This window comes from Streptomyces sp. TS71-3, assembly GCF_018327685.1.
Taxonomy (GTDB): Bacteria; Actinomycetota; Actinomycetes; order Streptomycetales; family Streptomycetaceae; genus Streptomyces.
Window position 1 is genome coordinate 2995615 of sequence record NZ_BNEL01000001.1, and the last position, 13945, is coordinate 3009559.

The following is a 13945-nucleotide window of genomic DNA, read 5'->3' on the forward strand; positions in this document are numbered from 1 at the left end:
GCATGATGGGGCTGCCATTGTTGGGCATCCCGGCCCGGGGGCCACCGGTGTCCGCTAGAGGAGGATTCGCGCGTGTCACGCCAGGTACTGACGGTCGGCCCGGGACGGGCCGATGGCTATCCGACGATCGGAGATGCCCTGGCCAGGGCACGCAGCGGCGCGGTGATCAGCGTCCAGCCCGGGACGTACGCCGAGAACCTCACCATCACCACCCGCGTCACCATCGTCGCGGAGCAGGCCCGCGGCACCGTCGAGATAGCCCCGCGCAGCGGCAGCGCCCTGACTCTCATAGCCGACGCCGTCGGGCTCACCGACCTCGTGCTGCGCGGCCGTGACGACGAGTTGCCCGTCATCGACGCGCCCCGCGGGCAGCTGGCCATGGACGGCTGCGACATCGTCGGCTCCGCCTGGGCCGCCCTGGTGGCCCGCAGCAACGGCTCCGTGGCCATGCGGGACTGCCGGATCAGCAACCGCGCGGGCGCCGGCTTCGTCGCCACCTCCGCCGTGGAGAGCTCCCTGGAGTCCTGCACGCTGGAGCACTTCAAGACGTCCGCGGTGGTGATCAGCGAGCAGGGCCGCGTCACGGTGCGGGGCTGCACCATCCGCGACGCCCGCGGCAACGGCGTACTGGCCAACGGAGAGGCGGAGGGGTCCGTCGAGGACTGCGACATCTCCTCGACCGACAAGCCGGCCATCGCCCTGGAGGGCAACAGCAACACCCAGGTGCTGCGCACCGTCGTGAACGACGGCACCATCGGCCTCCACCTCAGCAGCGGGGTCCGCAACATCGTGGAGGACGTCAGGGTCGGCGGCACCAGCGGGCCGGGCATCGTACTCAGCGGCGGCACCGACCCGGTGCTGCGCCGCTGCCGCACCGCCCGCACCAAGGACCACGGCCTGGTGGTCGCCGACGCCTCGCGCGGCACCTTCGAGGACTGCTGGCTGGAGAGCGCCCAGGCGCCCGCGCTGCGCGTCGGCGGCTCCGCCTCGCCCGTGCTGATCGGCCTGACGATCCGTGACTGCGAGGCGTCCGCGGTGCTGCTGGAGGAGGAGTCCACGGCCGAGCTCGACCGCCTGGAGATCGTCGAGGCGGCCGGCGCGGGCCTGTCCATCCGCACGGGCGCCAACCCGCTGGTGCGCCGGGCGCGCATCAGCGCACCGGGCGGCCACGGCGTGGAGGTCGTCAAGGGCGGCCGGGGCCGGCTGGAGGACTGCGAGATCGACCGGGCGGGCGGCTCTGGCGTCCGGGTCGAGGACGACGGCAACGTCTACGTCGGCGGCGGCAGCATCACCTCGCCGGGCACGACCGGCCTGTCCATCGGCCCCGAGGGCGCCCTGACCGCGCGCGACTGCGTGATCCAGGACGCCGCCGAGACCGGTGTCACCGTCGAGGAGCGCGGCGAGGCGACCGCCACCCGGCTCCAGGTGCGCTCCAGCACCCAGTACGGGGTGCTGATCTCCGACGGGGCCCGGGGCTCGTTCAACGCCTGCGAGATCAGCGGCAGCGGCAAGGACGGGTTCCGCATCGAGACCACCGCGCCCGTCTCCGTCGTCAACTGCACCGCGCGGGACAACGCCGGTGGCGGGCTCATCCAGGCCAAGGTCGCCGACCGGGTCGCCGTCGAGGGCCTGACCAGCACCGGCAACGGCAAGCGGGACGCCTGGGGCCTCGGCGACGCCGAGGGCACCGACCCCGCGGCGGCGCCCGGCATCGAGACCGACGACGCGTGGCTCAACGGCGACGAGGGACCGCTCGCCGAACTCGACGCCCTCATCGGCCTGGAGAACGTCAAGCAGCAGGTGCGCACCCTGGTCAACCTGACCCAGCTCGCCCAGCGCCGCGCCCGGCTCGGCATGTCGGCGCCGCCCATGAGCCGGCACCTGATCTTCGCGGGCCCGCCCGGCACCGGCAAGACGACCGTGGCCCGGCTGTTCGGCACCATCCTCGCCAGGCTGGGCGCGCTGCGCTCCGGGCACCTGGTGGAGGTCTCCAGGGCCGACCTGGTGGCGCAGGTCCTCGGTGGCACGGCCATCAAGACCACGGAGACGTTCCAGCGCGCCCTGGGCGGTGTGCTGTTCATCGACGAGGCGTACACCCTGCTCTCCGACGGGCGCGGCTCCGGAGCCGACTTCGGCCGGGAGGCCGTGGACACCCTCCTGAAGCTGATGGAGGACCACCGCGAGGACGTCGTCGTGGTGGCCGCGGGCTACTCCGCGGAGATGCAGACGTTCCTGGCCTCCAACCCCGGCATGGCCTCGCGCTTCTCCCGCACGGTCGAGTTCGAGAACTACTCGGTGCCGGAACTGGTCGCGATCATGGAGAGCATGTGCGCCCAGCACCAGTACGAGCTGGAGGACTCCACCCGCAAGGCGCTCACCGTGCACTTCGAGCGGATGCCGAGGGACGCGTCGTTCGGCAACGGCCGTGCGGCCCGGCAGGTGTTCGAGGAGATGGTGGACCGGCAGGCGATGCGGCTGGGCAGCCTGACGGACATGACCGAGCGGGATCTCAGACTGCTGCTCCCGGAGGACGTCAGCGAGGCCGCGGCCGCCGCCGTCTCCGCGGCGCCGGGGGACGTCCAGCAGGAGAGCGACCCGCTGGCCCGCCTCGGCGACCTGGTGGGCCTCGCCGCCGTCAAGCGGGACGTCACGGACCTGGTCAACCTGCTCTCCACGGCCAAGCGGCGGGAGGCCGCGGGGCTGCCCGCGCCCCGCATCAGCCACCACCTGGTCTTCACGGGTCCGCCCGGTACCGGCAAGACCACCGTCGCCCGGCTCTACGGCGAGCTCCTCGTGTCGCTGGGCGTGCTGCCCCGCGGCCAGCTCGTCGAGGTGGCACGCGCGGACCTGGTGGGCCGGTACATCGGCCATACCGCGCAGCTCACCCGTGAGATGTTCGAACGGGCCCTGGGCGGCGTGCTGTTCATCGACGAGGCGTACACCCTCACACCCTCCGGGTCCGCGGGCAGCTCCGACTTCGGCCAGGAGGCCGTGGACACGCTGCTGAAGCTGATGGAGGACCACCGCGACGAGGTGGTCGTCATCGTGGCCGGCTACACGGCCGAGATGGAGCGCTTCATGACCTCCAACCCCGGCCTGTCGTCGCGGTTCTCCCGGCGCGTGCAGTTCGCCGACTACTCCTCGGACGAGTTGGTCACCATCGTCCGCCAGCACGCCCTGTCGTCCGGCTACGAGTGCGCGACGGGCACCGGTCAGCTGCTGCGCGAGTACTTCGACACGCTGCCGCGCGACCGCACGTTCGGCAACGCGCGCCTCGCCCGCCAGGTCCTGGAGGGCATGATGACCCGCCAGGCGGGCCGGCTGAGCGCGATGGCGGCACCCAGCCTGGAGGACCTGCGCACGCTGCTTCCGGAGGACGTGACACCGCGGGCGAACGTGGGGTAGGCGGCGTCCTACGGTGCCTGGGGGCATCTCCCACGCCCTTGAGGCAGTGGGGGAGGCTCCGCCGCGGGGGCGTGTGACGCGGCAACTCGACGGCCCAGGGCACGCATTCAGGGGCGCGGGGAACTGCGCGAGCAACCCACCACCGGCCGGTGGTCCGGAGACGACAGAACCAGCCCCCTCGGGACGGCGACGACCTGACTGTCTCGTCGTGGCTCGTCGCGAAGTACCCCGCGCCCCTCGGCGGGGCTCCGCCCCGATCCAGGGCAGAGGACACCGCTGTGTGGACGCCCACACCTACGGCCTAGGATGCCCACATGCGCGGTCCGACCCTCAGGTGCACCCTTGCGGTCCTGCTCCCCTCACTCCTCGCGGCGACGACCATCGGCACCGCCGCGGTCGCCTCGGCCGCGTCCCAGGGGGACGTGAAGCTACCGGTGATGCCCTCCCAGCTGCGGCCCGACGACGACTGCACCGGAGCGTCGGCCAAGACGGCGCAGGCGGCGCCGTGGGAGCAGCGGAGCCTCGAACTCCCCAGGACGTGGGGGTTCGCCAACGGCGCCGGGGTGAAGGTGGCGGTCGTCGACACCGGTGTGTCCGCGTCGGCGCCCACCCTGTCCGGTGTGGTCACCCAGGTCGGCGGTGCGTCCGAGGACTGCGTGGGGCACGGCAGCTTCGTCGCCGGGCTGATAGCCGCCGCGCCGACCAAGGGCGTCCACTTCGCGGGGGTGGCCCAGCAGGCGCACGTGCTCGCGGTGCGGGGCACGGACGGACGCGGTGAGGCCACCGCCGCCACGGTGGCGTCCGGGATCCGGTCCGCGGTGGACGCCGGCGCCGATGTCGTGGACGTCTCGCCCGCCCTGGAGGAGGACTCCGACGCGCTGAAGTCCGCGGTCTCCTACGCCGCGGACCACGACGCGCTCGTCGTGGCCGCCGCGGTGCCCGACGCCACCAGCAAGACCGGGGCGTCCACACCGCCGCCGCGTGACTACTGGCCGGCCGCCGAGCCCGGCGTGCTGTCCGTCGTCGAGGTCGACCAGAACGGCAACCGCCCCCGAACCGCGCTCAACCCGCTGGACGCCGACCTGTCGGCGCCGGGCGTCGGTGTGATCGGCATCGGCCCCAAGGGCACCGGCCACTTCATCGGCTCGGGCGCGTCGCTGGCCGCGGGCTACGTCGCCGGCACCGCCGCCCTCGTGCGGTCCGCGTACCCCGAGCTGACCGCCGCTCAGGTCGCGAAGCGGCTGATCACGGCCGCCTATCCGGCGTCCGTGCCCCGGCTCGACCCCTACGCGTCCGTCACCTCGGTCGGTGACACCGCCGTGCACCGCCCCGGGGCCGCGGCCCGGCACACCGCTCCGGTGAGCCTGCCGTCGACCGCCGCGGGCAAGCAGGTCACCCAGCGGGCCCTGCTGCTGGCCGCCCTCGGCGCCGTCGTGGTCCTGCTCGTCGGCTGGGGAGCGGTCGTCGTCCCCCGCGGCCGCGCCCGCCGTTGGCGCCCCGCTCGGGACTGACCCGGCGGCCCCGGGCACGCACGGAGGGCGTGAGCGGGGGACGGACCCCGGCGGCCCGGGTGAGAACGAAAGGCGTGGGTGCGGGGCTGACCCGGCGGCCCTGGGCTAGTACGAAGGGCGTGCACGTGGGCTCTGCCTCACGCGTTCCCGGCCGCCGCGAGGAGAACCCGTGCCTGCTCGCGCGCCTGGCCGATGGGGTCCGGGAAGATGTCCAGGCCGTGGGCGACGAGCGCTCCTTCGTGGAGCAGCGTGAGAGTCATGCCCAGCTGGTCGGCCCGGTCCGGGGCGGTGTCGCGGGCGAGGCGGGTGAAGAGCGCGAGCATCCACTCCTTCTGCCCGGTGATGACCGGATACGCGGGATGGGACGCGTCGCTGATCTCGGCGTGGGCGTTGACCATGCTGCATCCCTTGGGGCTGTTCTCCCGAGACCACGCGCGTGAGGCGTCGAAGACGGCCAGGACGGGCGCCGGCGGCTGTGGGCGTGCGGCGTCGAGGTGGCGGGCGAGGAAGGCCCGCCAGCGTTCGTCGCGATCCACCAGGTACTCCACGACGATCTGTTCCTTCGAGCCGAACCGGTCGTAGAGGGTCTTCTTCGTCACCCCGGCCTCGGCGGCGATCAGGTCGACGCCGACGGCATGGATGCCGCGCTCGTAGAACAGCTTCTCAGCCGCCGCCAGCACACGCCGTGCGGCAGGCGTCATGGTGATCCGTCGCGGCTTCTCCGTAGTGCCCATGCTCCAGAAGTATACCGATCTGTATAGTGTCCACGAGGAGGGAGTATACCGATCTGTATAGTGTCCACGAGGAGGGAGTATACCGATCTGTTTAGTGGAGGTGGGGTGTGAACTTCCTGCTCTCGATCGCCTTCGTGGTCTGCTGGAGCTCCGGGTTCATCGGGGCCAGGCTCGGCGCGGGGAGCGCGTCCGCCGTCACCATCCTGATGTGGAGATTCCTGCCGCTTGCCGTCGTCCTGATCGTCATCGCCGCCGCCACGGTGGCGTGGCGCGGGCTCGCGGTGCGGGACGTGGCACGGCAGGCCGTGATCGGGGTCCTGTCGCAGAGTGGCTACCTGCTCACGGTCTACTACGCGATCCAGCTCGGGGTCGCCAGCGGCACCACGGCCCTGATCGACGGTGTGCAGCCCCTGGTCGCCGGAGCGCTCGCCGGACCGCTCCTGGGCCAGTACGTCTCGCGCCGGCAGTGGCTCGGCCTGTGCATGGGGGTGGGCGGTGTCGTCATCGTCACCACCGCCGACGCCTCATCCGGCAGCGGTGTGGCCTGGTGGGCCTACCTCATACCGTTTCTCGGCATGCTGTCGCTGGTGGCGGCCACGTTCTTCGAAGGCCGCTCGCGCAGGAGGGTCGCGCCCGTGGCGGCGATGACCACGCACTGCCTGACCAGCGCCGTCGTCTTCACCGCACTGGCCGCGGGCACCGGAGCCGCTCGGCCGCCCGCCTCGTTCGCGTTCTGGGGCGCGATCGCCTGGCTCGTGGTCTTCTCCACCTTCGGGGGGTACGGGCTGTACTGGGTCATCCTGCGGCGCTCGGGAGTCACCAAGGTGAACACCCTCATGTTCCTCATGGCTCCCGTCACGGCGGTGTGGGGAGCGCTGATGTTCGGAGAACCGTTCGGCGTTCAGACCGCTCTCGGCCTGGGCCTCGGTCTGGCGGCGGTGGTCGTCGTCCATCGAGGCGGCACGTCGTCGAGCAGGCACTTCGCGGGGCGAACGGAAACGGCGGAGGCACCAAGACCGGCCGGACAGCGGTCCTGATGCCTCCGCCTTCTCGCAGAGGAGCCTGCGGGGGGGGAGGGAAGCCGGGGGCACCCCGAGCCCGGGGCACCCCCGACCCGTCAACCCCCCAGCACCGCCGTCTGGATCAGCGTCGCCTTCCGCCGTGCGATGTACTGCCCACGCCCCGCCGGCAGGTTCCGCGGCTTGATGTTGCCGAAGACATACCCTTCCGACGGCGGGCACGACATCAGCAACCCAGGCGTGTTCACCTCGTCGAGGCGCCGCAGCAACTGGTCGTTGAGACCCCGTCCCGCACCCGTGGCCGAGCGCACCACCACCATGTGCAGGCCCACCTCGTGCCCGAGGGCCAGGTACTCGAAGAGCGGTGCGAAGGGGTGGTCGAAGGCGTTGCCGCCGCCGATCATGTCGTAGTCGTCGGCCAGCACGAACAGCCGCGGGCCGCTCCACCAGTCGGCCTGCCGCATGCGCGCCGGGGTGATGTCCTGGCCGGGCAGCCGGGTCTTGAGCGCCCGCGCGGAACCGCCCACCAGCTCCCGCAGCGCGTCGAGGGACACCGCGTGCCCGAGCCGGTAGGCCTCCGGCACCGCCTCCACCAGTTCGCGCCGGTAGTCCACCACCAGGACGCGGGCCTGCGCCGGGGTGTACCGGGTAGTGATCGCGGCGGCGGCCAGGCGCAGCAGGTTGGTCTTGCCGCTCTCGGTGTCGCCGACCGCGACCAGGTGGGGCGTGCGGCTGAAGTCGTGCCAGACGGGGGAGAGGGTCTCCTCGTCGTACCCGAGCGGCATGCGCAGGCCCGTCGAGGTGGCGTCGATCTCCGACTGCGGCAGCTCCGCGGCCGGCAGCCGGTGCGGCAGCATCCGCACCTTCGGGGCGACGGGTCCGGACCAGTTGCCGGCGACCTGCTCCACCATGTGGGCCACACCGTCGGTGAGGTCCTCGGCGCTCTCCTTGGTGTCGATGCGCGGCAGCGCGGACAGGAAGTGGAGCTTGGCGTCGACGGTCAGGCCGCGGCCGGGGGTCCGGGGCACGGTGGCCGCCTTGCGGATGTCGACCACCGAGTCCATGGTGTCGCCGAGCCGCAGTTCGAGCCGGGTGGCGAGCTGGTCGCGCACCTGCGCCGACATCTCCATCCACCGGGCCGTGCCGATGACCAGGTGGATGCCGTAGTTCAGGCCGCGCGCCGCGAGCTGGTTGAACGCGGGGACGAGGGCGTCGAAGTCCGAGCGGAGCGTGGCCCAGCCGTCCACCACGAGGAAGACGTCGCCGTGCGGCTCCTCGGCGAACTCGCCGGCCGCGCGGCGCCTGCGGTACGTCGACATCGAGTCGATGTTGTGGTCGAGGAAGAGCTGCTCGCGGTGTGTCAGGACGGCGTTGACCTCGGCGACCGTACGGCTGATCCGCTCGCTGTCGAGGCGCGCGGCCACACCGCCGACGTGCGGCAGGCCGGCCAGCGCGGCCAGCGTGCCGCCGCCGAAGTCGAGGCAGTAGAACTGCACCTCGCGCGGTGTGTGGGTGAGCGCGAGCGAGGTGATGAGGGTGCGCAGCACGGTCGACTTGCCGCTCTGCGAGCCGCCGGCGACGCCGACGTGGCCGCCGGCTCCGGACAGGTCCACCACCAGCGGGTCGCGCCGCTGCTCGAAGGGCTTGTCGACCAGGCCGACCGGCACCCGCAGCTTGCCCGTCCCCGGCCACCCGGCGGCGGTGAGGCCGCGCGCCGGGTCGGGGGCGAGACCGGGCAGCAGGGCGTCCATGGTGGGCGGCAGGCCCAGCGGCGGCAGCCAGACCTCGTGGGCGTCCGGGCCGGAGTCGCGCAGTCGCTCCAGGGCCACCGACAGCAGCGACGGGCCGCCCTCGGTCTCCTCCTCGACCGGCTCCGGCTCCGCCGACTGCACGGGGGCGCGCGGCACCACGTAGTCCGCGGTCCACGGCACCACCTGGCTGGCCACCCGGGCCTGCGCCACGGCACCCCGGCGGCGCCGGTAGCCACCCGACACGTAGGCCGCGCGGAACCGCGTCAGCGCCTCCACACCGCTCTTCAGGTAGCCGCTGCCGGGCTGGGAGGGAAGCTGGTAGGCGTCCGGCACGCCCAGCACGCCCCGGCTCTCCATCGCGGAGAAGGTGCGCAGGCCGATGCGGTACGACAGGTGGCTCTCCAGCTGGTGCATGCGCCCCTCGTCGAGGCGCTGCGAGGCGAGCAGGAGGTGGACGCCGAGGGAGCGGCCGAGGCGGCCGATCATCACGAAGAGGTCCATGAACTCGCGGTGTGCGGCGAGCAGTTCGCTGAACTCGTCGACCACCACGAAGAGGCTGGGCAGCGGTGCGAGGGGGGTGCCCGAGGCGCGCGCCTTCTCGTACTCCAGGGCCGAGCTGTAGTTGCCGGCCGCGCGCAGCAGTTCCTGACGGCGGATCAGCTCACCGTGGAGGGCGTCCTGCATGCGCTCCACCAGGGCCACCTCCTCGGAGAGGTTGGTGATGATCGCCGAGGTGTGCGGCAGCTCGTCGAGGCCCAGGAAGGTGGCACCGCCCTTGAAGTCCACCAGGACGAAGTTGAGCGTCTCCGAGGAGTTGGTGAGCGCGAGGGCCAGCACCAGGGTGCGCAGCAGCTCGCTCTTGCCGGAGCCCGTGGCACCGATCAGCATGCCGTGCGGGCCCATGCCGCCCTCGGCGGACTCCTTGATGTCGAGGTCCACCGGGAGCCCGTCGGCGCCCACCGCGACCGGTACCCGCAGCCGCGACGTGGCCGTGCTGCGCTTCCACAGCGTCGTCGGGTCGTGGCGGTACAGGTCCGGGATGCCGAGCAGGGTCGTCAGCTCCACGTCGGCGGCCAGCGGCTCCATGGCGTCGGTGGACAGGCCCATCCGGAACGGGGACACCATCCTGGCCAGCGACTCGGCGCCGCCCCGGCCCATGGTGTCGGGCCGCCCGAGCACCGTCGTCTGCTCCTTGCGGGTGCGGTCGGTGCGCACCAGCTTGAGGGACTTCGGCTGCACGTCGAGGCGGAGGGTGGTGCGCCCGGGCCGCCAGGTCAGGGACCCGGACAGGTCGATGACCACGCAGTTGCGGAAGCCGGGGCCGTCCAGGCGGTGGCCGGCGGGCACGGTCACGCCGTCCACCACGATCACCGTGAACGGCTCCTCGCGGCCGGGCAGTTCCTCCGGGTCGAAGGTGGGGCGCTCGGTGAACTCGGCGCCGAGCAGGTCCTCAAGGTCATTGAAGGCCGACGCGATCATCCTGGCCGGGCCGGCGCCGTCCTGCTCCTGCGGGTGCAGGCTGTGCGGCAGCCACTTCGCCCACTCCCACTCCGAGCGCCGCTCGTCGGCGACGCAGAGCGAGATCCACAGCTCGTCCGGCGCGTGGAACAGCGCGAGCTGGCACAGCGCGGCACGCACCAGGCCCCGGGCCGACGTCTCGTCGCCGCGCAGCAGCACCCGCGAGAACGACCGCAGGTACAGCGCGATGGGCTGGTCGGGCACGGTGCTGTAGGCCCGCACGAACCGCCGCAGTGCGTGTGCGGACAGCGGGTCGAGGTCCTCCACCGGCTTGGTGGAAAGCGGGGTCAGCCGCATGCCCAACTGCTGGTCGCCGACCGCGACCCGGACCTCCGCGAAGTCCTCGTCCTTGGCGCGGCGCTCCCACAGGCGGGTGGTGCGCACGATCGAACGCAGTGCCACCGGAGCCGGGTGGCGCCAGGCGAGCGCCGCCTGCTGCTCCATCACGGCGCGGTGCACACGGCCGCGGGTCTGCGACAGGTAGCGAAGGTAATCCCGGCGCTCGCCGACGAGACGTTGTTTGCGCTCGGTGCTCTTGCGCATGACCTGGCCCACGAGCATGGCGACGGCCGCGAGGATGAGAACACCGAATGCCATGTACGTGAACACACCGCCGCCACCGGGGCGGAGGAACATCAGCATCATGGAGAGGGACATCATCGCCATCGGGACATACGTCCAGACTGCGGAATTGTCCGGTACGGTCTCCGGCAGTGTCGGCGGTTCCTGAAGGCTCAGCTCTCCTTCCGGCATCTCCGGACCGCGGCGGCGGGCGGGACGGCGGAACAGCACAACACTCAACTAACCGGCTCCTTTTCGGCTGATCTGCCGTCCCTCGATTGCCTGGCGAGGCCGCGGAGAGGTAACAAGGGCCGGTATCCGGCCACGGACGGCATCTGTAGTCTGCATGCCACCCCCACCCACTTCCAAGCGGGTCGTGTGCTCTTCAGGAAAGTGTGAGTCCCCACCATGTCCGAAAGTTCAGTGGCGAGTCTCTGCCGACTCACCATCCGGGCCCCTGCCACGTCACTCGACCTCGCGGTTCCGGCGGATGTGCCCATCGCCGACCTCCTGCCCGCCCTCCTCAGGTACGCAGGTGCAGATTTTGAGGAGAGTGGTCTCGAACACGGTGGCTGGGTCCTCCAGCGCGCCGGCGAGCGGCCGCTCGACGAGGAAGGCACCCTGGAGACGCTGGACGTGCGCGACGGCGAGGCGCTGTACCTCCGCCCGCACACCGAGCAGCTTCCCGAGGTGCGCCTCGACGACCTCGTCGACGGGATAGCCAACGTCACCCGCGAGCGCCTGCACGGCTGGACCCCCGCCGCGAGCCGCCGGCTGCTGCGCGGCTGGGTCGTCGTCATCCTGACCACCGTGCTGGCCCTGCTGGCCTGGCCCGGCGGCCCCGTGCTCGTCCGGGCGGCGGCAGCGGGCGTGACGGGCCTGCTGCTGCTCGCCGGAGCGGCCTCCGCGAGCCGCGCCGTGGGCGACGCGGAGGCGGGTGCCACCCTGGGCTTCATGGCGGCGCCCAGCCTGGCGCTGGCCGGCTGGCTGCTGCCCGGCGGTGAGATCAGCGGAGCGGCTGCCTACCACGTGCTCGGCGCCAAGCTGCTGGCCGCCGGAGCGGCCGGGGCCGGCGGTGCGGTGCTGGCGCTCGCCGCGGTGGCGGTGTACGCGCCGCTGTTCCTCGCCACCGCCGTGGTGGTCATCGCGGCCACCCTCGCCGGGGCGCTGATGAGCGTGTTCGACCTGCCGGCGGACAGCGCCGCCGCCGTGGTGGCCTCGGTGGTCGTGCTCTTCGGAGGGTTCGTGCCGGCGCTGTCCTTCCGGCTCGCCGGGATGCGGATGCCCGCGATGCCCACCACCGCACGGCAGTTGCAGGAGGGCATCGAGCCCTACAACGGCCGGGACGTCGCCGTGCGCACCGAGCTGGCGAGCGGCTGGATGACCGCGCTGTACGGGGCGACCGGAGTGATCTGCGTCGGCTGCCTGCTCACGCTGGTCAGGCGCCCGGACCTGCCGGAGCTGCTGGTGGCCGTCGCGCTGTCGCTGCTCCTGCTGCTGCACGGCCGCGGCATGGTCAACGTCTGGCAGCGCCTCACGCTGGCCCTGCCGGGTGCCGCGGGGATCCTCATGATCCTGCTGGGCACCGCGGCCGGGCTCCACAAGGACCAGCGTCCCGGGTTCGTGGTCGTGATGCTGGCACTCGCGGCCGTGCTCGCGATCGTCTCCTGGACGGTTCCGGGCCGGCGGATGTCGCCCTACTGGGGCCGCGGGGCCGAACTGCTGCACTCGATGCTCGCGATCAGCCTGCTGCCGCTGACCCTGTGGGTGCTGGGTGTCTTCGGCACCCTGCGCGGTCTCAACGGCTGACGGGGAGGGAACAGAGCCATGCGCTCCAAGCGCGACCAGGTCCAGGCGCACACCTTCATCATGAGCCGGCTGACCTCCGGCATGCTGCTCGCCGACCCGGACGCCCCGGAGTCCCCTCTGGGGCGCACCACCCGCGCCGTGCTGATCGGCATCATCATCGCCGTCGTGGTGGCGGCCGGTTCCGTGGTGTACGGGCTCATCGCGCCCGGCGGCAACGACTCCTGGCGGAACTCCACGAGCCTGATCGTCAACAAGGACACCGGCGGCCGCTACCTGTTCGTCGGGGGCCGGCTGCGGCCGGTGCGGAACTACGCGTCGGCCCGCCTGATCGGCGGCACCAGCCTCAAGACCGCCGACGTGGGCAGCAGCTCGCTGCGCGACACGCCCACCGGGACGCCGGTCGGCATCCCCGGCGCCCCGGACGCGCTGCCCGCGGCCGGCGACCTGGAGAGCGACCCCTGGCAGGTGTGCTCCTCGGTGCGGATGCAGGAGTCGGACGGCGGCAACACCACGACCGCCCCGGTCACCTCGCTGGTGGCCGGCTCCCCGATGGAGACCACCGGCCTCGGCGCGAGCCAGGGCCTGATCGTCCAGGGACCCGACAAGGCGACCTACCTGGTGTGGCAGGGCAGCCGGCTGCGCCTCGACGCCGCCTCCGGCGCGGCCAGCTCGCTGGGCTACGGCGCCGTCACGCCCCGCCCCGTGTCGGCGGCCTTCCTCGACGCGCTGGTCCCCGGACCCGGCCTCGTCTCGCCCGACGTGCCCGGCCGGGGCGAGCCGGGACCCTCGATGGAGGGCAAGCCCAGCACCGTAGGCCAGGTGTTCCAGGTGCGGGTGCCGGGCTCCGACGCGCACTACTACCTGATGCGCCACGACGGCCTGGTGCCGCTCACGGACACCCAGGCCGCCCTGGTGCTCGGTGACCACGCAACCCGCCAGAAGGCCTACGGCGGTGCCGCGCCCAAGGCCATGCCGATGGGCGCGGCCACGATGAAGGAGCACATGGCACCCGGAGCGGCGGGGCACTCCCTGTCGGCGACGGGCATGCCGCCCTCCCCGCCGCGCGTCGCCGACATGCAGAGGGGTACGGCGGCCTGCGCCCGCGTGCGGCCCAGCGGCGACGGCACCGAGGTCACCACCGTGCAGGTGCCGCTCTCCTCCCTCGGCCCGGTCACGCAGCCGGCCGACGACGAGCTGGCGAGGCCCTGCCTGCCCGTCGACGCGGTGATGGTCCGCCCTGGGCACGGCGTGCTGGTGCGCGCGCTCTCCTCCGGCGGTTCGACGGTGGGCAACACGACCTACTTCGTCACGGACACCGGTGTGAAATTCCGCATCCCGACGGCCAAGGCGCTCCAGTCGCTCGGTTACACCGAGGACGCCGTGCAGCCGCTGCCGTCCCCCTTGCTCCAGATGCTCCCCTCGGGTCCCGACCTGAGCCCGGAGGCCGCCGCCGGTGGAGTTCCTGTGACCACGCCGCCGAGCTGCGGGAAGGTGTCCACAGGAGCTCCTGTGGCCCCGGCAGGCGCTCTGCATGCCGGAAGTAACGCTTCCATATCGACATCTGAGTGAAATACACAGCTAGTTGCAACCTAAACGAGATCCTTTCTAGGCTCTCGCTCGACATTTGTGATCAACGA

At 72.3% G+C, this 13945-nt stretch carries 7 protein-coding genes; 5 read left to right on the forward strand and 2 right to left on the reverse strand.

The features are described 5' to 3' along the window. The first annotated feature begins 72 nt into the window (after positions 1-72). The gene (locus Sm713_RS12230) at positions 73-3405 is read left to right on the forward strand and encodes a right-handed parallel beta-helix repeat-containing protein (protein WP_212909653.1); all 3333 of its coding nucleotides are present in this window, start codon (positions 73-75) and stop codon (positions 3403-3405) included. A 314-nt stretch (positions 3406-3719) separates the two neighbouring features. Continuing rightward, positions 3720-4916, forward strand: a complete 1197-nt coding sequence (locus Sm713_RS12235) for a S8 family serine peptidase (RefSeq protein ID WP_212909654.1) — start codon at positions 3720-3722, stop codon at positions 4914-4916. Between the two features lie 137 nt (positions 4917-5053). Here Sm713_RS12235 and Sm713_RS12240 read toward each other — a convergent pair whose 3' ends face one another. Next, positions 5054-5650: a TetR/AcrR family transcriptional regulator gene (locus Sm713_RS12240; RefSeq protein WP_212909655.1), complete on the reverse strand. Its 597-nt coding sequence runs from the start codon at positions 5648-5650 to the stop codon at positions 5054-5056. A gap of 107 nt (positions 5651-5757) precedes the next feature. Here Sm713_RS12240 and Sm713_RS12245 point away from each other — a divergent pair, with 107 nt between their 5' ends. After that, the gene (locus tag Sm713_RS12245; RefSeq protein ID WP_212909656.1) at positions 5758-6687 is read left to right on the forward strand and encodes a DMT family transporter; all 930 of its coding nucleotides are present in this window, start codon (positions 5758-5760) and stop codon (positions 6685-6687) included. Positions 6688-6767: 80 nt separating this feature from the next. On the opposite strand, the gene eccCa is transcribed toward Sm713_RS12245, so the two are convergent. Then, positions 6768-10691 carry a type VII secretion protein EccCa gene (gene eccCa, locus Sm713_RS12250; RefSeq protein ID WP_212911962.1) on the reverse strand — a complete coding sequence of 1308 codons (3924 nt, stop codon included), beginning with the start codon at positions 10689-10691 and terminating at the stop codon, positions 6768-6770. A 216-nt stretch (positions 10692-10907) separates the two neighbouring features. Between eccCa and eccD the strand changes: the two genes are divergently transcribed. Both eccD and eccB read left to right on the forward strand, forming a co-directional pair. Continuing rightward, entirely contained in the window at positions 10908-12308 is a 1401-nt protein-coding gene (gene eccD / locus Sm713_RS12255) for a type VII secretion integral membrane protein EccD (RefSeq protein WP_212909657.1), read from the forward strand. 18 nt (positions 12309-12326) lie between these two features. Then, on the forward strand, positions 12327-13877 hold the full coding sequence (gene eccB / locus Sm713_RS12260; RefSeq protein ID WP_212909658.1) for a type VII secretion protein EccB: 1551 nt from the start codon (positions 12327-12329) through the stop codon (positions 13875-13877). Positions 13878-13945: the final 68 nt, after the last annotated feature.

Coding starts and splice junctions, on each gene's coding strand:
- eccD (WP_212909657.1), top strand. CDS start 10,908: ATGTCCGAAAGTTCAGTGGCGAGTCTCTGCCGACTCACCATCCGGGCC.
- Sm713_RS12240 (WP_212909655.1), bottom strand. CDS start 5,650: ATGGGCACTACGGAGAAGCCGCGACGGATCACCATGACGCCTGCCGCA.
- eccCa (WP_212911962.1), bottom strand. CDS start 10,691: ATGCCGGAAGGAGAGCTGAGCCTTCAGGAACCGCCGACACTGCCGGAG.
- eccB (WP_212909658.1), top strand. CDS start 12,327: ATGCGCTCCAAGCGCGACCAGGTCCAGGCGCACACCTTCATCATGAGC.
- Sm713_RS12235 (WP_212909654.1), top strand. CDS start 3,720: ATGCGCGGTCCGACCCTCAGGTGCACCCTTGCGGTCCTGCTCCCCTCA.